At 55.1% G+C, this 17623-nt stretch carries 15 protein-coding genes and 1 other annotated feature; of the genes, 3 read left to right on the top strand and 12 right to left on the bottom strand.

The features are described from left to right. Window positions 1-48: 48 nt before the first annotated feature. The 3 genes from nhaA to dnaK all read right to left on the bottom strand — a co-directional run bounded on the left by nhaA (window position 49) and on the right by dnaK (window position 4544). A complete protein-coding gene (nhaA, locus tag L2Y28_RS03335; protein WP_022647005.1) occupies window positions 49-1224 on the bottom strand; it encodes a Na+/H+ antiporter NhaA in 1176 nt (391 codons plus the stop codon). Between the two features lie 173 nt (window positions 1225-1397). Further along, a complete protein-coding gene (gene dnaJ / locus L2Y28_RS03330; RefSeq protein WP_008502040.1) occupies window positions 1398-2543 on the bottom strand; it encodes a molecular chaperone DnaJ in 1146 nt (381 codons plus the stop codon). 87 nt (window positions 2544-2630) lie between these two features. Continuing rightward, window positions 2631-4544 carry a molecular chaperone DnaK gene (gene dnaK, locus L2Y28_RS03325; protein WP_006810169.1) on the bottom strand — a complete coding sequence of 638 codons (1914 nt, stop codon included), beginning with the start codon at window positions 4542-4544 and terminating at the stop codon, window positions 2631-2633. Between the two features lie 296 nt (window positions 4545-4840). On the opposite strand from dnaK, the gene satP reads away from it, so the two are divergent. Next, entirely contained in the window at window positions 4841-5407 is a 567-nt protein-coding gene (gene satP, locus L2Y28_RS03320; protein ID WP_022647004.1) for an acetate uptake transporter, read from the top strand. Here satP and L2Y28_RS03315 read toward each other — a convergent pair. The 3 genes from L2Y28_RS03315 to tal all read right to left on the bottom strand — a co-directional run bounded on the left by L2Y28_RS03315 (window position 5384) and on the right by tal (window position 8467). After that, a complete protein-coding gene (locus tag L2Y28_RS03315; protein ID WP_022647003.1) occupies window positions 5384-6706 on the bottom strand; it encodes an MFS transporter in 1323 nt (440 codons plus the stop codon). The genes satP and L2Y28_RS03315 overlap by 24 nt on opposite strands. Window positions 6707-6828: 122 nt before the next feature. Continuing rightward, entirely contained in the window at window positions 6829-7416 is a 588-nt protein-coding gene (gene mog, locus L2Y28_RS03310) for a molybdopterin adenylyltransferase (protein ID WP_022647002.1), read from the bottom strand. A gap of 97 nt (window positions 7417-7513) precedes the next feature. Then, window positions 7514-8467 (bottom strand): transaldolase, encoded by a 954-nt coding sequence (tal, locus tag L2Y28_RS03305; protein ID WP_003856481.1) that lies wholly within the window; start codon window positions 8465-8467, stop codon window positions 7514-7516. 262 nt (window positions 8468-8729) lie between these two features. Between tal and L2Y28_RS03300 the strand changes: the two genes are divergently transcribed. Continuing rightward, window positions 8730-10163: a sodium:alanine symporter family protein gene (locus L2Y28_RS03300; protein ID WP_236919573.1), complete on the top strand. Its 1434-nt coding sequence runs from the start codon at window positions 8730-8732 to the stop codon at window positions 10161-10163. 66 nt (window positions 10164-10229) lie between these two features. Further along, a complete protein-coding gene (gene yaaA, locus L2Y28_RS03295; RefSeq protein WP_022647000.1) occupies window positions 10230-11003 on the top strand; it encodes a peroxide stress protein YaaA in 774 nt (257 codons plus the stop codon). A gap of 31 nt (window positions 11004-11034) precedes the next feature. Here yaaA and L2Y28_RS03290 read toward each other — a convergent pair whose 3' ends face one another. The 6 genes from L2Y28_RS03290 to L2Y28_RS03265 all read right to left on the bottom strand — a co-directional run bounded on the left by L2Y28_RS03290 (window position 11035) and on the right by L2Y28_RS03265 (window position 17301). Further along, a complete protein-coding gene (locus L2Y28_RS03290; RefSeq protein WP_022646999.1) occupies window positions 11035-11322 on the bottom strand; it encodes a DUF2502 domain-containing protein in 288 nt (95 codons plus the stop codon). 248 nt (window positions 11323-11570) lie between these two features. Continuing rightward, window positions 11571-12857 (bottom strand): threonine synthase, encoded by a 1287-nt coding sequence (gene thrC / locus L2Y28_RS03285; protein WP_003856490.1) that lies wholly within the window; start codon window positions 12855-12857, stop codon window positions 11571-11573. Window positions 12858-12860: 3 nt separating this feature from the next. Then, a complete protein-coding gene (gene thrB / locus L2Y28_RS03280) occupies window positions 12861-13790 on the bottom strand; it encodes a homoserine kinase (RefSeq protein ID WP_023299286.1) in 930 nt (309 codons plus the stop codon). Between the two features lies 1 nt (window position 13791). Then, a complete protein-coding gene (gene thrA, locus L2Y28_RS03275; RefSeq protein ID WP_022646997.1) occupies window positions 13792-16254 on the bottom strand; it encodes a bifunctional aspartate kinase/homoserine dehydrogenase I in 2463 nt (820 codons plus the stop codon). Between the two features lie 24 nt (window positions 16255-16278). Continuing rightward, window positions 16279-16396, bottom strand: a sequence feature (Thr leader region). Continuing rightward, a complete protein-coding gene (thrL, locus tag L2Y28_RS03270; protein WP_015572623.1) occupies window positions 16335-16403 on the bottom strand; it encodes a thr operon leader peptide in 69 nt (22 codons plus the stop codon). Its footprint overlaps the feature before it by 62 nt. A gap of 211 nt (window positions 16404-16614) precedes the next feature. Further along, window positions 16615-17301, bottom strand: a complete 687-nt coding sequence (locus L2Y28_RS03265) for a tRNA/rRNA methyltransferase (RefSeq protein WP_022646996.1) — start codon at window positions 17299-17301, stop codon at window positions 16615-16617. Between the last annotated feature and the right edge of the window lie 322 nt (window positions 17302-17623).

Genomic DNA, 17623 nt, shown 5'->3' with positions numbered 1-17623 from the left:
CTCCCTGATAGTTTATCGGGAGAAGGCTTCCCTTCTCCCGGTTTCCTGTTATGCCTGGACAGCCTGTCCGGACAACTTCACCTTCAACAAGGTATAACCAATAACCGCGGCCAGTAACGACCCGATAAGAATGCCGAGTTTCGCCCAGACGATAAGCTCAGGCGCGCTGGTGCCAAACGCCAGCGTCGAGATAAAGATCGACATGGTGAATCCAATACCGCACAGCACGCCGATGGCCATAATCTGACTAAAGGTGGTTCCGTTTGGCAATGACGCTAGCTTCAGCTTCAGCGCCAGCCAGCAGAACAGGCTGATACCCAGCGGCTTACCGATAAACAAACCAGCGATGATACCCAGCGGCAGCACAGAGGTGAGTCCGTCCAGGGTAACACCGGCCAGGGAAACACCCGCGTTGGCAAATGCAAACAGCGGCAGGATCATAAAGCCCACCCACGGATGAAGCACATGCTCCAGCTGTCTGGCAGGCGATTTGCCGTCCTGCTCCTTCAGCGGAATAAAGAAGCCAACGATGACGCCCGCCAGCGTGGCATGCACGCCAGACTTCAGCACCGCCGTCCACAGCACCATCCCCACCAGAATATAAATACCCGTGCGTCGGACGTTGAAGACGTTCAGCAACGCCAGCACCGCAATAGCCACGGCCGCCACGCTCAGCGACAGAACCGACAGATCGCTGGTGTAGAACAGCGCGATAATCACGATAGCGCCCAGGTCATCGATAATCGCCAGCGCCATCAGGAAAATTTTCAGTGCTACCGGGACGCGGCTACCGAGCAAGGCTAAGACCCCGAGCGCAAACGCGATATCCGTTGCGGCCGGGATCGCCCAGCCGTCACGCGCAATCGGATCCTGCCACGCAAACGCGAGAAAGAGCAACGCGGGAACGATCATCCCGCCAATCGCCGCGATCACCGGAAACGCCGCGCGCTGACGGCTGGCAAGAGAACCGATCACCAGCTCACGTTTGACCTCCAGGCCTACCAGCAGGAAGAACACCGCCATCAGCGCATCGTTGATCCACAGCAGCATGTTCTTGTTAATTTCCAGCGCCCCGACCTTCAGCTCGACGGGGGTTTCCAGAAATGCGTGATAGAGATCGCGCGTCATGCCCATATTGGCGAGCAGCATGGCGGCTGCAGCAGCAATAATCAGGATGACGCCGCCGGATGCCTCACTGCTAAAGAAACGGTGTAGTAATTTCACGTTTAAACTCTCTTTTACAACAATACCTCGGTAAAACCATAATATCAGCGCAAACAGATCGGTAAAAACAGATTAATATTGGTTATAGATTCAGTTTAACCGAGGAATAACGCTATAAAGCAAAAAGCCCGGAATCGCTTCCGGGCTTTAAAGGATAGTAACCAGCTGGCAGGTTAGCGGGTTAAATCGTCGAAGAATTTTTTGACGCCATCGAAGAAGCTTTTGGAGCGCGGGCTGTTTTTCTCACCCGTCGGGCCACCAAAACTCTCCTGAAGCTCTTTCAGCAGCTGTTTCTGCTTGTCGTTCAGGCCGACCGGCGTTTCAACGACCACGCGGCATAACAGGTCACCCTGCGCGCCACCGCGAACGGATTTAACGCCTTTGCCGCGCATGCGGAACAGCTTCCCGGTCTGGGTTTCGCCAGGGATTTTCAGGTTAACGCGACCGTCCAGCGTCGGCACTTCGATTTCGCCGCCCAGCGCCGCCATCGCAAAGTTGATCGGCACTTCACAGTACAGGTTGTTACCTTCACGCTCGAAGATGGCGTGCTGTTTAACCTGAACCTGAACGTACAGATCCCCTGCCGGTGCGCCGTGCTCGCCAGCTTCACCCTCACCTGCCAGACGGATGCGGTCGCCCGTATCCACGCCTGCCGGGATCTTAACGGACAGCGTTTTGGTTTTCTCCACACGACCGTGACCGTGGCATTTGGTGCACGGATCTTTAATCAGCGTACCGCGACCATGACAATGCGGACAGGCCTGCTGCACCGCGAAGAAGCCCTGGCGCATCTGCACCTGACCGGAACCGTGACAGGTTGGACAGGTCTGTGGCTGAGTCCCCGCTTTCGCGCCGCTGCCGTGGCAAACGTCACACTCTTCCAGCGTCGGGATACGGATCTCTTTGGTTACGCCACGAACCGCTTCTTCCAGCGTCAGGTCCATGTTATAGCGCAGATCTGCGCCGCGCGCCGCGCGCTGACGACCACGACCGCCGCCGAAGATATCGCCAAATACATCGCCAAAGATGTCGCTGAAATCAGCGCCGCCGCCGAAGCCGCCACCACCAAATCCACCGCCGCCCATGCCGCCCTGTTCAAAGGCCGCGTGACCATACTGGTCATAAGCCGCACGTTTTTGTGCATCGGTCAGGACTTCATAGGCTTCTTTAATCTCTTTAAATTTGGCTTCAGCCTCTTTGTCACCCTGATTACGGTCAGGGTGGAATTTCATGGCCAGGCGCTTATATGCCTTTTTGATTTCACGCTCTTCCGCAGTTTTCGGAACGCCTAAAATCTCGTAATAGTCTTGCTTTGCCATTGGTTTTTTTAAGCCCCTTAACATGCGAGCACGGGCGTGGAGAATACTCCTACGCCCGTGCCGATTAATTACCCTGCATCAGGGCGATTATTTTTTATCTTTCACTTCTTCGAACTCAGCGTCGACAACATCGTCGTCTTTCGCGTTGTTCTGGGAAGCATCAGCGCCCGCCTGCTGCTGTGCGTGCTGCTGCTGAGCGATTTCCATCAGCTTCTGAGAAACCTGTGCCAGCTCCTGCATCTTCGCTTCAATGTCCGCTTTGTCTTCGCCTTTCAGAGACGTTTCCAGCGCGCTCAGTGCAGTTTCGATCGCAGTTTTGTCTTCCGCTGGCAGTTTATCGCCCGCTTCTTCAACCTGCTTACGGGTGCTGTGCAGCAGATGGTCACCCTGGTTACGGGTCTGAACCAGCTCTTCGAACTTACGGTCGGATTCCGCGTTAGCTTCGGCATCACGAACCATTTTTTCGATTTCCGCTTCGTTCAAGCCAGAAGATGCCTTGATGGTGATCTTCTGCTCTTTACCGCTGTTTTTGTCTTTCGCAGACACGTGCAGGATACCGTCAGCATCGATGTCGAAGGTGACTTCGATCTGTGGCATGCCGCGTGGTGCCGGGTTAATACCGTCCAGGTTGAACTGACCCAGAGATTTGTTATCCGCCGCACGCTTACGCTCACCCTGAATCACATGGATGGTTACCGCAGACTGGTTGTCTTCAGCGGTGGAGAACACCTGGCTGTGTTTCGTCGGGATAGTAGTGTTTTTGTTGATGAGCGGAGTCATCACGCCACCCATGGTTTCGATACCCAGTGACAGCGGAGTAACGTCCAGCAGCAGTACGTCTTTCACTTCACCCGTCAGAACACCACCCTGAACCGCAGCACCGATAGCAACCGCTTCGTCCGGGTTCACGTCTTTACGTGGCTCTTTACCAAAGAATTCAGCAACTTTCTTCTGAACCATTGGCATACGGGTCTGACCACCTACCAGGATAACGTCCTGAATATCAGACACGGACAGGCCAGCGTCCTGCAATGCAACTTTCAGTGGCTCGATAGAACGGTTCACCAGGTCTTCTACCAGGCTTTCCAGTTTCGCACGGGTCACTTTGATGTTCATGTGTTTTGGACCGGTCGCGTCTGCGGTGATGTACGGCAGGTTCACGTCGGTCTGCTGAGCGGAAGACAGTTCGATCTTCGCTTTCTCAGCGGCTTCTTTCAGGCGCTGCATGGCCAGCGGGTCGTTACGCAGGTCAATGCCCTGATCTTTCTTAAACTCGTCAACGAGGTAGTTGATCAGACGGGTATCGAAGTCTTCACCACCCAGGTGGGTATCACCATTGGTTGCCAGAACTTCGAAGGTTTTTTCGCCGTCAACGTCGTCGATTTCGATAATAGAGATATCGAAGGTACCACCACCCAGGTCGTAAACCGCGATAGTACGGTTGCCAACTTCTTTATCCAGACCGTAAGCCAGTGCTGCTGCGGTTGGTTCGTTGATGATACGTTTTACTTCCAGACCTGCGATACGGCCAGCATCTTTGGTTGCCTGACGCTGAGCATCGTTGAAGTAAGCAGGTACGGTGATAACAGCTTCAGTTACCGGTTCACCCAGGTAATCTTCCGCGGTTTTCTTCATTTTCTTCAGCACTTCAGCAGAGATCTGCGGAGGTGCAGTTTTGGTGCCTTTCACATCAAGCCATGCATCGCCGTTATCGGCTGCGATGATTTTGTAAGGCATGATGGAAACGTCACGCTGAACTTCTTCGTCCTGGAAGCGGCGGCCAATCAGGCGTTTGATCGCAAACAGGGTGTTTTGCGGGTTTGTCACTGCCTGACGTTTAGCCGGCTGACCAACCAGAGTTTCACCATCCTGGGTATAAGCAATGATAGAAGGCGTGGTGCGATCGCCCTCGGCGTTCTCCAGCACACGTGCAGTAGTGCCATCCATAATCGCTACACAAGAGTTGGTAGTACCCAGGTCGATACCAATAATTTTACCCATCTAAACGTCTCCACTAAAAATTCAGTCAACATGTGGTTGTGTACCTGTAATAAGGGCAGAACGTGCTTTTTCAACTGCCCAGATTTGATTTTTTTCAGGTCCACACACTGCGGTTGCTTACAAGATGGGGTCACAACGGCATCCATCAAGGGGGAAGGATAAAAAATTTTTTAATTTCACCCCGATGAGATCATAGACGGCGCCGATGCCGCCCATTATGATGCCGCGCCCCGTCAGGGAGAACTGGCGCGGGTTTAACCATTTCACCATATTAATGATGATTTTTTTGAGGACTTATGGGCAACACTAAGTTGGCTAATCCGGCTCCGCTGGGCCTGATGGGTTTTGGCATGACCACCATTCTGCTGAACCTGCACAACATCGGGATGTTCCCGATGGACGGCGTAATCCTGGCGATGGGCATTTTTTACGGCGGTATCGCGCAAATTTTCGCGGGCCTGCTGGAATATAAGAAAGGCAATACCTTCGGCTTAACCGCCTTTACCTCTTACGGTTCGTTCTGGCTGACGTTGGTCGCCATTCTGCTGATGCCTAAAATGGGCCTGGCAGATGCTTCAAACGCCCATTTCCTGGGCGTATACCTGGGACTGTGGGGCGTGTTCACCCTGTTCATGTTCTTCGGCACCCTGAAGGCGAACCGCGCGCTGCAATTCGTCTTCCTGAGCCTGACCGTGCTGTTCGCTCTGCTTGCCGCGGGTCACCTGGCGGATAACGAAGGCATCGTTCACGTTGCCGGCTGGGTCGGTCTGGTGTGCGGCGCAAGCGCTATCTACCTGGCAATGGGTGAAGTGCTGAACGAGCAGTTCGGCCGCACCGTATTACCGATTGGTGAAAAACACTGATCCCTCTGTCGTGCCCGCGTCGCGGGCACGACATCCCTCTGACTGGCGAAGCCACATCCCCAATACCAGCCCCATCAGCGATAACGCCAGCACGTACCATGCAGGTGCAAGGGGTGACAGCCCCATCAACACCGTGACCACAATCGGGGTCAGCCCACCGAAAATGGCATACGAGACGTTATAAGAGAAAGAGATGCCGGTGAAGCGTACCTCCGGCGGGAAGGCGCGGACCATCACGTACGGTACGGCGCCAACGACGCCCACACACAGCCCGACGACACCGTACAGCAGGAACAGCTGTTCAGGATGGGTGCCCGCAAGATGATAGAATGCCCAGCTCGACGCGGCCAGCAGCAGGCTGCCGACAATAAAGGTCACGCTGGCGCCGAAACGATCCGCCGCCAGCCCGGCGGCCAGACAGCCAAAGCAGAGCATAATTGTCGCGATACTGTTCGCCTGTAACGTCACGGCAGGCGCAAAACCGTACTGTTTTTGCAGCCAGACCGGCGACATCAAAATGACCACCACGATACCCGCAGACAGCAGCCAGGTCAGAAGCATCGACACGACTACCGCTTTTTTATGCCGCACTACTACGGTTTTCACCGGCAGTTCTTGCGCCAGCGCCTTCCGCTGCTGCATTTCCAGAAATATTGGCGTCTCCTGCAACCAGCGTCGCAGGTACATTGCCACCAGCCCAAACGCTCCGCCCAGCAGGAACGGGATACGCCAGCCCCAGTCGTGAACGGCCTGTTGCGTCATGCTGGTATTGATGATGGTTGCAACCACGGAGCCAAGCAGGATCCCAATCGTCAGTCCTGCGGTCAGCGTTCCGCACGCAATGCCGATGCGGCGCACCGGGACGTGCTCAGCGACAAACACCCACGCGCCAGGCACTTCCCCGCCGATGGCCGCGCCCTGGAGAATACGCATCAGCAGCAGCAATAACGGGGCGATAATGCCCATCGACTCATAGGTAGGCAAAAGGCCAATCGCCAGCGTCGGCACGGCCATAAGCAGGATGCTGAGGGTAAACATCTTCTTGCGCCCAACCAGATCGCCAAAGTGCGCCATGACAATGCCGCCCAGCGGACGCGCCAGATAGCCGGCAGCGAAAATGCCGAAGGTTTGTACCTGACGCAGCCATTCAGGAATATCCGCCGGGAAAAACAGCGCCCCCACAACGGCGGCGAAGAAGACAAAGATGATGAAATCGTAAAACTCCAGCGCGCCGCCCAGGGCAGCGAGCGTGAGGGTTTTGTAGTCCTGTCGATTCAGAGGTCGGGTATTATGTGACATAGCGAACCATTGTGCATGTGTTGTTGATTATTTTTTACAGCAATCGTAAAGAAAAAATTACTATATCGTAAATCCATTTACACGCTACTGCGGCTGGCGCTAATGTCACATTTAAAGCATTTTCAGGAGATTGTTTCGCGGCGAGCGCTTTTAGGGCGAAATGCTGCTACCACATTGCCGTCAGTTTCCACGTACGGACCGTCAAGCAGTTGTATACAATACGGTACACTTGCAAAGATACCGTGGACGATAACGCTCCCGTCTTCGGCTTTTACTCCTTCCAGCGTTTCTTTTATCGACTTCGGCTGCCCCGGCAGGTTCAGGATCAGCGCCTGTTTGCGGATCACCCCGACCTGACGGGAAAGAATGGCCGTCGGGACAAAGTGTAGACTGATCTGGCGCATCTGTTCACCGAAGCCCGGCATTTCACGATCGGCGATAGCCAGCGTCGCGTCCGGCGTTACATCGCGGCGCGCCGGGCCGGTTCCGCCCGTCGTCAGCACAAGATGGCAGCTCATCTCATCCACCAGTTCACACAGGGTTTGCTCGATGATCGGCTGCTCGTCCGGGATCAGGCGAGTCTGGATCTCAAACGGGGTAGTGAGCGCGCTGCCCAGCCACGCTTCCAGAGCAGGGATGCCTTTATCCTGATAAACACCGCTGGAGGCGCGGTCAGAAATCGACACTAAGCCGATGCGTAAGGTAGTCATATCCATTCCATTCAAAAAGTACTGATTAAAGGGAATGATACACGCAGAGAGAAAATTCAGACAGAGGCGTGACCGGGAACCCGGTCACGCAGAATGATTACAGCAGGTCGCCGATCATTTTTTCCAGTTTTTCCTGGTCGATAGCAAACTTACGGATACCGTCCGCCAGTTTATCTACAGCCATTGGATCCTGGTTGTGCTGCCACAGGAACTCGGACTCGGTGATGCGCTCTGGGCGCGCTTTCACTTCGCCGGTGTAGGACAGTTTACGCTCGATAGCACCTTCGCTTTCTGCCAGCTCTTTCAGCAGCGCAGGGGCGATGGTCAGGCGGTCACAGCCAGCCAGCTCAATGATTTCACCGACGTTACGGAAGCTTGCGCCCATAACAACGGTCTCATAGCCGTGCTGTTTGTAGTATTCGTAGATTTCCGTCACGGAAATCACGCCTGGATCTTCAGACGCCGCATACTCTTTCTTGTCGGTGTTGGCTTTGTACCAGTCCAGAATACGGCCCACAAACGGAGAAATCAGGTATACGCCAGCTTCGGCACATGCACGCGCCTGTGCGAAGGAGAACAGCAGAGTCAGGTTACAGTTGATCCCTTCTTTTTCCAGCTGTTCAGCGGCGCGAATGCCCTGCCAGGTAGAGGCCAGTTTGATCAGGATACGGTCGTTGCTGATGCCCGCATCGTTGTACAGTTTGATCAGGCGTTTTGCTTTGGCAATAGACGCTTCGGTGTCGTAGGACAGGCGAGCATCAACTTCAGTAGAGATACGGCCAGGAACGAGCTTCAGGATTTCCAGACCGATGTTTACTGCCAGTTTGTCAGTCGCATCCACAACCTGCTGCGCGCGGTCATTGCTCTGTGCTTTTGCCCAAGTCACCGCCTCGTCGATCAGTTTGCGATACTCAGGGATCTGCGCGGCGTTAAGGATCAGAGAAGGGTTGGTTGTAGCATCCTGCGGCTGGTACAGCTTCATTGCCGCAATATCTCCGGTGTCAGCGACGACAGTGGTGAACTGACGAAGGGAGGTCAATTTATCCGTCATGATAGTGTTTCTCTTTTAACGTTCCCTGGATAATTCACACTACCGACAGCCTGCCAGCAGCGGAAAAATGACAGGTTTACTTGTTAGGGGGATGTAACCGGTCTGCCCTGATGATAACACGAGTGAGAGGCAGCGCAACCGCAGACAGTGCGCTTAGGCAGAGTATGATAAACTCAGAATATTAACAGGCTGCTAAGTAACAGCATGCACAATCAGTGGTAGCGCTTACATATTCACGTTGGCATCAACAAGAGGGACGTTAGTGCCTGATTTCTTTTTCTTTATTAACGAAGTTCTCTGGGGTTCAATCATGATATACCTGCTTTCAGGGGCAGGTATCTGGTTTACGTGGCGCAGCGGACTGATTCAGTTTCGCTATATTCGCAAATTTGGCAGAAGTCTGAAAAACAGCGTCACACCACAGCCGGGCGGCCTGACCTCATTTCAGGCGCTCTGTACCAGCCTGGCCGCGCGCGTCGGCAGCGGTAACCTGGCCGGTGTCGCGCTGGCAATCGGCGCGGGCGGTCCGGGCGCGGTATTCTGGATGTGGGTGACGGCGATTATCGGTATGGCCACCTCCTTTGCTGAATGCTCGCTTGCGCAGCTCTACAAAGAAAAAGACGGCAACGGTCAATTTCGCGGCGGCCCCGCCTGGTATATGGCTCGCGGACTGGGAATGCGCTGGATGGGCGTCCTGTTCTCAATCTTTTTACTGATGGCCTATGGTCTTATTTTCAATACCGTTCAGGCTAATTCCGTCGCCCACGCGCTGCGCTTTGCCTTCAATTGTCCGGAGTGGCTGACGGGCGGCGCGCTTGCCCTTCTCACCCTGCTGACCATTGTGACCGGGCTGAGAGGGGTTGCCCGCCTGATGCAGTGGCTGGTTCCGCTGATGGCGCTGCTGTGGGTGTCAACCAGCCTGTTGGTATGCGCGATACATATCGACGAAGTGCCGAACGTCATCGTCACTATTTTCCAAAGCGCGTTCGGCTGGCGCGAAGCGGCTTCCGGCGCGCTGGGTTACACCCTTAGCCAGGCGCTCACTGCGGGTTTTCAGCGAGGCATGTTCTCCAACGAGGCGGGAATGGGCTCCACGCCGAATGCCGCCGCAGCGGCCGCATCCTGGCCCCCGCATCCCGCCGCGCAGGGCATTGTACAGATGATTGGCGTCTTCACAGACACCATTGTTATCTGCTCCGCCAGTGCGATGATAATGTTGCTGTCCGGCGCCGTTGAACATCCATCCGGCAGTACAGCAGGCATTCACTGGGTACAACAGGCGCTGGTCTCCCTCGTCGGCGGTTGGGGCGCAGGCCTTGTCGCCCTTGTCGTGGGGCTTTTTGCCTTCAGTTCTATTGTGGTTAACTATATCTATGCCGAGAACAACCTTATTTTCCTGAAAGTTGACTCGCGTCTGGCCCGCAACCTCCTTCGCGCGGGTGTGCTGGCGATGGTATTTGTCGGTTGCCTGCTTAGCATGCCGATGATCTGGCAACTGGCGGATGTCATTATGGCGCTGGTGGCCATCACCAATTTGACGGCAATTTTGCTTCTTTCACCGGTTGTAGCGCTGATCGCGCGCGATTATCTGCGTCAGCGCAAGCTCGGCGTACAGCCCGTCTTTGACGCCTCACGCTATCCCGAAATCGAATCACAAATTGCTCCTGGCACCTGGGATGATTTGCCGCGGCAATAACAGCTATCGATCAATTCAGGGCGATTTTTTGTTAAAGTCGCTCTAAATTTCCTGCAAGGACTGGATATGCTGATTCTGATTTCACCTGCCAAAACGCTCGACTACCAGAGCCCGCTCGCCACTGAGCGTTATACCCAGCCGGAATTGCTGGACTACTCGCAACAGCTGATCCACGAGGCGCGTAAGCTTTCGGCTCCGCAAATCGCTTCGCTGATGAGCATCAGTGATAAACTCGCCGACCTGAACGCCACCCGTTTTCATGAGTGGCAGCCTGACTTCACGCCCGCCAACGCCCGCCAGGCGCTATTGGCCTTTAAAGGTGATGTCTACACTGGCCTGCAAGCAGAAACGTTTAGCGAAGCCGATTTCGATTTTGCCCAGCAGCATCTGCGCATGTTATCCGGCCTGTACGGGGTGCTGCGCCCGCTGGATCTGATGCAGCCGTATCGTCTGGAGATGGGTATCCGCCTGGAAAATGCTAAAGGCAAAGATCTGTACCAGTTCTGGGGCGATGTCATTACCGATAAGCTTAACGCGGCGCTGCAAGCCCAGGGGGACAACGTGGTGATCAACCTGGCCTCCGATGAGTACTTCAAATCGGTGAAGCCGAAAAAGCTGGATGCGGACATTATCAAGCCGGTGTTCCTCGACGAGAAAAACGGCAAATTTAAAGTGATCAGCTTCTACGCCAAAAAAGCGCGCGGTCTGATGAGCCGTTTCATCATTCAAAACCGCCTGACGAAGCCAGAGCAGCTCACTGGCTTTAACAGTGAAGGGTATTTCTTCGACGAGGCATCGTCAGTAAAAAACGAGCTGGTGTTTAAGCGTCACGAGCAATAAAAGACAACCCCGCCAGCTGGCGGGGTTTGTGTTAATGGTGCTTCCGGTCCGGCCCCGGGCGATGATCGTCATGACGGTGATGATCGTGACGATCGCGATGTTCATCGTGCGGACGCCAGTGGTTATCGCGCCAGTCATAGTGCGCTTTCCACCAGTCATGGTCGCGCCAGCGGCCGCCATCCCAGTAGTGTCCGTTATTATCCCGATCGCCAATTTGCAGTTTTACCGCAGGGACGAGGGTGATCTCAGCTGCCTGCACCGCCATGGGAGCGACCAGCATCAGTGAAAGCGCGATAAGTGCAGGTTTCAGTGTAGACATAGGTGACTCCTTATTCTTCTTGCCCAACGTGGGCCGATGTAAGGAGAGTACGTGATGGGAACGGTGGATGTTATTCTCTGCAATCCTAAACCCTAAGTGACCGCATTTATTGGGAATTTCTGCTTTTTTCCTGCTGTTTTTCTCCTTATTTTCTCCATAAAAAAGCCGGGTGGCGGCTTCGCCTTACCCGGCCTACTTTCTGAAATGTTCCAGGCCCGGTAAGGCGTAGCCGCCACCGGGCAATAAACTCACGCTCGGGTCATCATCAGCTTACGCAGTGCGGCAAAGTCTGCGGGCAGCTCATGGGACAGCAACGGCAGGTCGGCGCGCTCGGCCAGCTCTTTTGGCAGCGGCAGCGTTTCACCCAGGATCGCTTCCACGCTCTCTTTGAACTTGGCCGGATGGGCGGTACCGAGGAACAGGCCATACTCACCCGGTTGAAGCTGATCGCGCAAGGCACGATAGGCAATCGCCGCGTGCGGCTCAGAGGTATAGCCCACCGCTTTCAGCTCGCGCATGGTGGCTTTCGTGGTTTCGTCCGTCACCGCTGCGTAGCCCAGGTCGCCCAGACGCCAGACCTTACGGCGGAACAGCTCTTCCACACGCGGCCAGTTGTTAGGCTGTGACACATCCATCGCATTGGAGAGCGTGGCCTGCGTCGCGTTCGGCGCCCATTTTCCGTCCTTCAGGAAACGCGGCACGGTGTCGTTGGCGTTGGTAGCGGCGATAAAGCGCTTCACCGGCAGGCCGAGTGATTTCGCCAGCAGGCCCGCCGTCAGATCGCCGAAGTTCCCGCTTGGCACAGAAACTACCAGCTGATTGCGCGCGTCCTGCGGCAGCTGGGCCACCGCTTCGAAGTAGTAGCAGATCTGCGCCAGCAGACGGCTGATGTTGATGGAGTTGGCAGAGTTCAGCCCCAGCGCCGCCTTCAGCTCTTCGTCATCAAAGGCCTGCTTCACCAGCGCCTGGCAGGCATCGAAATCGCCGTCGATCGCCACGGTTTCAATGTTGCCCCCAAGAGTGCAGAACAGTTTTTCCTGAAGCGGGCTGATTTTGCCTTTCGGATAGAGGATCACCACGCGGACGTTTTTCAGGCCGTAGAACGCATGAGCCACCGCCGCACCGGTATCACCTGAGGTCGCGGTCAGGATGGTCACCGGTTTGTCGCCGCTGATGTGGGTCAGCATCTGCGCCATGAAGCGACCGCCGAAATCTTTGAACGCCAGCGTCGGGCCGTGGAACAGCTCCAGGCAGCCAACGTCAGGCTCCACCTGCTTCACCGGGGCCGGGAAAGCAAACGCCGCGCGCACGCGCTCTTCGAGCAGCTCCTGCGGGATTTCGTCGCCAATAAACGCAGACAGAATTTTGGTGCTGCGGGTGACAAAGTCCTGCTTAAGCAGTTCATCGATTTCAGTCAGTTGAAATTCCGGCAGGTCGTGGGGGAAGAACAGCCCCTGATTTTTGCCCAAACCCTGCGTTACCGCCTGCGCAAAGCTGACCTGCTCGTTATGATCTTTAAGGTTGTAGAGTTTCATTCGTTATCCCAGTACTCGTGCGCCAGCCGTGTCCAGACGGCAAATATGAACAAAGCCTTCCTGATTTTGCAGGTAGTGTTTAGAGAGCCAGTCCGCCACGCGCTGCGCGGTGTCTGGCTTGTCGCATAAGGCGAACAGCGTTGGGCCGGAGCCGGAGATGCCGCACGCCTGTGCGCCGATATCCATGGATGCCTGTCGCGCTTCGTTAAAGCCCGGCAGCAGCTTCGTGCGATACGGCTCGGCAATAACGTCTTTCATCAGTTTCGCCGCCAGCTGCGGCTGTCGGGTGTAGCAGGCATGAATAAAGCCCGCCAGATGACGCCCGTGGGCGATACAGTCCTGACGACGATACTGCGCCGGCAGGATCGCACGCGCTTCGGCGGTAGAAACCTTAATGCCCGGATAGGCAAGCACCCACAGCCACTCATCAAACCCTGGCACCTGCTGGCTGATGATGCCATTTTCTTCAATCATCAGCTGCATGCCGCCAAGGAAGCACGGCGCCACGTTATCATAATGAATGCTGCCGGAGATGCGCCCTTCCAGCTCGCCCATCAGCGCCAGCAAGCGGCTGTTGTTCAGCGGCTTGCCGCAGTGCTCATTCATCGCCACCAGCGCGGCGACCACCGAGCAGGCGCTGGAGCCGAGTCCCGAACCAATCGGCATGCTCTTTTCCAGCGTCATGGCGACCGGCACGTTTTTACCGATCTCCTGACAGAAGCGTTCCCAGCACTGATAAACGATATTCTCACGCGGTTCAGGCGGCAGCTTGCTGGCAAAACGGCCGACGTTATTCAGGCTGAAGCGCTCTGCCGCCTCAACCGTTACCGTATCGCCCAGCAGCGAACCATCCACCGGCGTAACCGCCGCGCCCAGCACGTCAAATCCGACGCTCATATTGGCGCTGGAAGCCGGGGCATATACTTTAACCATCTTAAACTCCTAACTTCCATGACAGGGTACGCAGCAGATCGGCAAACACGCCCGCCGCCGTCACATCATTCCCTGCGCCATAGCCGCGAAGTACCAGCGGCAGTGGCTGATAATAATGGCTGTAGAACGCCAGGGCGTTCTCGCCGTTTTTCACCTTGTACAGCGGATCGTTGCCATCCACTTCGGCAATCTTCACGCGGCAGACGCCGTCTTCTTCAATATTGCCAACATAGCGCAATACCTTACCTTCATCACGGGCTTTCGCAACGCGGGCGGCAAAGGCGTCGTCAAGCTGCGGCAACCTGGCCATAAAAGCGCTGACGTCGCCGCTGTCATCAAATTCTGCTGGCAGCACCGGCTCAATCACGATATCCGAAAGCTCCAGCTCGCGGCCGGTTTCGCGCACCAGGATCAGCAGCTTACGCGCCACATCCATACCGGAGAGGTCGTCGCGCGGATCCGGCTCGGTGTAGCCCAGCTCGCGCGCGGCGCGGGTGGCTTCCGACAGGCTCATCCCTTCGTCCAGCTTGCCGAAGATAAACGACAGGGAGCCGGAGAGGATGCCGGAGAAACGCTGTAGTTCGTCGCCCGCGTTCAGCAGGTTTTGCAGGTTCTCGATGACCGGCAGGCCCGCGCCCACGTTGGTGTCATACAGAAACTTGCGGCGCGACTTGCTCGCCGCCAGACGCAGCTGGTGATAGTAATCCATCGACGAGGTGTTGGCCTTTTTGTTCGGCGTCACCACATGGAAACCTTCGCGCAGGAAATCCGCGTACTGATCGGCCACAGCCTGGCTGGAGGTACAGTCGACGATCACCGGGTTAAGCAGGTGATACTCTTTCACCAGACGGATCAGACGACCCAGGTTGAACGGCTCTTTCGCCTCTTCCAGTTCCGCCTGCCAGTTTTCCAGGTTCAGACCGTGGACGTTAGTCAGCAACGCTTTCGAGTTCGCAATTCCGCAGACGCGCAAATCGATATGTTTCTTCTTAAGCCACTCCTGCTGGCGCTTTACCTGCTCCAGCAGCGCGCCGCCGACGCCGCCGACGCCCACCAGGAACAGCTCAATCACCTGGTCGGTGTTGAACAGCATCTGATGCACCACGCGCACGCCGGTAGTGGCGTCATCGTTATCCACGACAACGGAAATTGAACGCTCTGATGAGCCCTGGGCAATCGCCACGATATTGATATTGGCCCGCGCCAGGGCGGCAAAGAATTTGGCGGAGATTCCGCGCAGGGTGCGCATGCCGTCGCCTACCACGGAGATCACGGCCAGACGCTCCTGAATAGAGAGCGGCTCCAGCAGCTCTTCTTTCAGCTCCAGGTAGAACTCTTCTTCCAGCGCGCGACGGGCGCGCAGGCAATCGCCCTGCGGGACGCAGAAGCTGATGCTGTATTCGGAAGAAGACTGCGTGATCAGCACCACGGAGATCCCATTACGGGACATGGCCGCAAACACGCGTGCCGCCATGCCAACCATACCTTTCATACCCGGGCCAGAGACGCTGAACATCGCCATGTTATTAAGGTTCGAAATGCCTTTTACCGGCAGGTCATCTTCATCAGCGCTGGCGCCAATCAGCGTACCCGGCGCCTGCGGATTACCGGTATTTTTAATCAGGCAAGGGATCTGGAACTGGGCAATCGGGGAGATGGTACGTGGGTGAAGCACTTTGGCGCCGAAATAGGAAAGCTCCATCGCTTCCTGGTACGACATCGACTTCAACAGCCTGGCGTCCGGCACCTGGCGCGGGTCACAGGTATATACACCATCAACGTCAGTCCAGATCTCACAACAGTCTGCACGTAAACAGGCCGCCAGCACGGCAGCGGAGTAGTCAGAGCCGTTACGCCCCAGCACCACCAGTTCGCCCTTCTCGTTACCGGCGGTGAAGCCTGCCATCAGGATCATGTGGTCAGACGGGATTTTGCTCGCCGCAATGCGGCGTGTCGACTCGGCAATGTCGACGGTGGATTCAAGGTAGTGTCCCACAGCCAGCAGTTTTTCAACCGGATCGATGACCGTCACGTGATGACCGCGCGCTTCCAGCACGCCTGCCATGATGGCGATAGAGAGTTTTTCACCCCGGCAAATTAGCGCCGCGTTGATGCTGTCCGGGCATTGACCCAGCAGGCTGATACCGTGAAGAACGTGTTTAATCTGGGCAAATTCGAGTTCAACGGTGGTTTTCAGCTGCGCCAGCGGGAAGCCAGGCTGGGCGTCTGCCAGCCCCTGAAGCAGTTCAGCGAAGATACGTTCGGCGTCGCTGATGTTCGGAAGTGCATCCTGGCCACCGATGGTTTTTTCAATCATCGCCACCAGGTGATTCGTGATTTTTGCCGGGGCAGAGAGCACGGTAGCAACCTGCCCCTGCCTGGCGTTACTTTCCAGGATATCGGCAACACGCAGAAAACGCTCTGCATTTGCCACTGATGTACCGCCGAACTTCAACACTCGCATGGTTCTACCTCATTTCCTTTAGCCGAAAAAAAAGCCCGCACTGTTCAGGTGCGGGCTTTTTTCTGTTTTTCCTGTACGCGTCAGCCCGCATCGTTACCTGTGGTAATGATGATGGTTGTAGTAATGGTGGTGATGCTGATGCGTTTCATGGATGTTGTGTACTCTGTCATTATTATCTGTCTGTGCTCTATTCTTTTAGGGTTAAAGGATCGGACACCTTAAGTCAATGAATTTTTAATTTGATCACAATTCGGGACATTCTCACGTCCCGCTGCGTGCAGATTTATTTTCATCGGAATACCCCAGATGCAACCCCAGACATCAGCAGGATCGGCCATAATAAAAACCTATGACACTATTTTACTCGGCTAATTTTTTTTCAATATCATGAAGCAATCGGTGCAGCATTGCCGTGTCGCGCTGTTCAAGACGCCCCAGGCGCTGCTGTAACCAGTCCACCATTTTTTGATCGTCAGCGACGCCCAGTTGCTCGAGAAGCTTATCTGCACGAATACGCAGCGCCGCCAGCTGGTTTTCATCCGTTACTGACGCTGGCGGCTGAGAAATTTGTATTAAGGATGCTAATTGATAGCAGTACACCATCACCGCCTGCCCCAGATTGAGTGACGGATAATCCGCCACCATCGGCGCGCCCGTCAGCACGTCAGCCAGTTCCAGTTCTTCGTTAGTTAGCCCGGAATCTTCTCGCCCAAACACCAGCGCGGCTTTCTCCAGCCACTGGCTTTTTTCTTCCAGTATTGGCACCAGTTCAGCAGGCGTGGCGTAATAATGAAACTTCGCCCGGCTGCGCGCGGTCGTCGCGACGGTAAACGAAATATCGTGCAGCGCCTCAGCGAGCGTAGCGTAAGTGGTTATATTATCGAGAATATCACCCGAACCGTGCGCCACCCATCGCGCAGCAGGCTCCAGATGCGCCGTGCTGTCTACGATACGCAAATCGGTAAAACCCATGGTCTTCATGGCACGCGCCGCAGCGCCAATATTTTCAGCTCTTGCTGGTGCCACCAGCACAATCGACAGATGCATTTATGCTCTCTTTTTAATCAGTTAGCAGGTAAAAATGTGATTCACTTCAACATATTACGCAGCACGAATTTACAATTTTGCAACACAAATCACCGAAATAGCGTTTCATAACAATTAAAAAAAGCTAAACTATTTTGTGGCTGAACAATCAGTTAGAATGTTAACAGAAGTCCATTATCCTTATGTTTTGTAATGATAATGACCTTATGAATACTCTTTTCCGATTGGATTCGTACCGTTTATCAATCAATGTCCGCAACTAGTTGGTTTATTGAAAAATTGTGACAAAGGCTAGCATTCAGCTACGATGATTTCATCAAAC

The sequence above is a fragment of the Enterobacter sp. JH25 genome, assembly GCF_021725435.1.
In the GTDB taxonomy this organism is placed as follows: domain Bacteria; phylum Pseudomonadota; class Gammaproteobacteria; order Enterobacterales; family Enterobacteriaceae; genus Enterobacter; species Enterobacter intestinihominis.
This window is presented reverse-complemented; position numbering and strand designations above follow the sequence as displayed.

Excerpts from the sequence above, each read along its gene's own strand:
- L2Y28_RS03290 (WP_022646999.1), bottom strand. The coding sequence starts at position 11,322 with ATGTCTACACTGAAACCTGCACTTATCGCGCTTTCACTGATGCTGGTC.
- satP (WP_022647004.1), top strand. The coding sequence starts at position 4,841 with ATGGGCAACACTAAGTTGGCTAATCCGGCTCCGCTGGGCCTGATGGGT.
- mog (WP_022647002.1), bottom strand. The coding sequence starts at position 7,416 with ATGACTACCTTACGCATCGGCTTAGTGTCGATTTCTGACCGCGCCTCC.
- thrB (WP_023299286.1), bottom strand. The coding sequence starts at position 13,790 with ATGGTTAAAGTATATGCCCCGGCTTCCAGCGCCAATATGAGCGTCGGA.
- dnaK (WP_006810169.1), bottom strand. The coding sequence starts at position 4,544 with ATGGGTAAAATTATTGGTATCGACCTGGGTACTACCAACTCTTGTGTA.
- yaaA (WP_022647000.1), top strand. The coding sequence starts at position 10,230 with ATGCTGATTCTGATTTCACCTGCCAAAACGCTCGACTACCAGAGCCCG.
- tal (WP_003856481.1), bottom strand. The coding sequence starts at position 8,467 with ATGACGGATAAATTGACCTCCCTTCGTCAGTTCACCACTGTCGTCGCT.
- thrC (WP_003856490.1), bottom strand. The coding sequence starts at position 12,857 with ATGAAACTCTACAACCTTAAAGATCATAACGAGCAGGTCAGCTTTGCG.
- L2Y28_RS03315 (WP_022647003.1), bottom strand. The coding sequence starts at position 6,706 with ATGTCACATAATACCCGACCTCTGAATCGACAGGACTACAAAACCCTC.
- L2Y28_RS03265 (WP_022646996.1), bottom strand. The coding sequence starts at position 17,301 with ATGCATCTGTCGATTGTGCTGGTGGCACCAGCAAGAGCTGAAAATATT.
- thrA (WP_022646997.1), bottom strand. The coding sequence starts at position 16,254 with ATGCGAGTGTTGAAGTTCGGCGGTACATCAGTGGCAAATGCAGAGCGT.
- dnaJ (WP_008502040.1), bottom strand. The coding sequence starts at position 2,543 with ATGGCAAAGCAAGACTATTACGAGATTTTAGGCGTTCCGAAAACTGCG.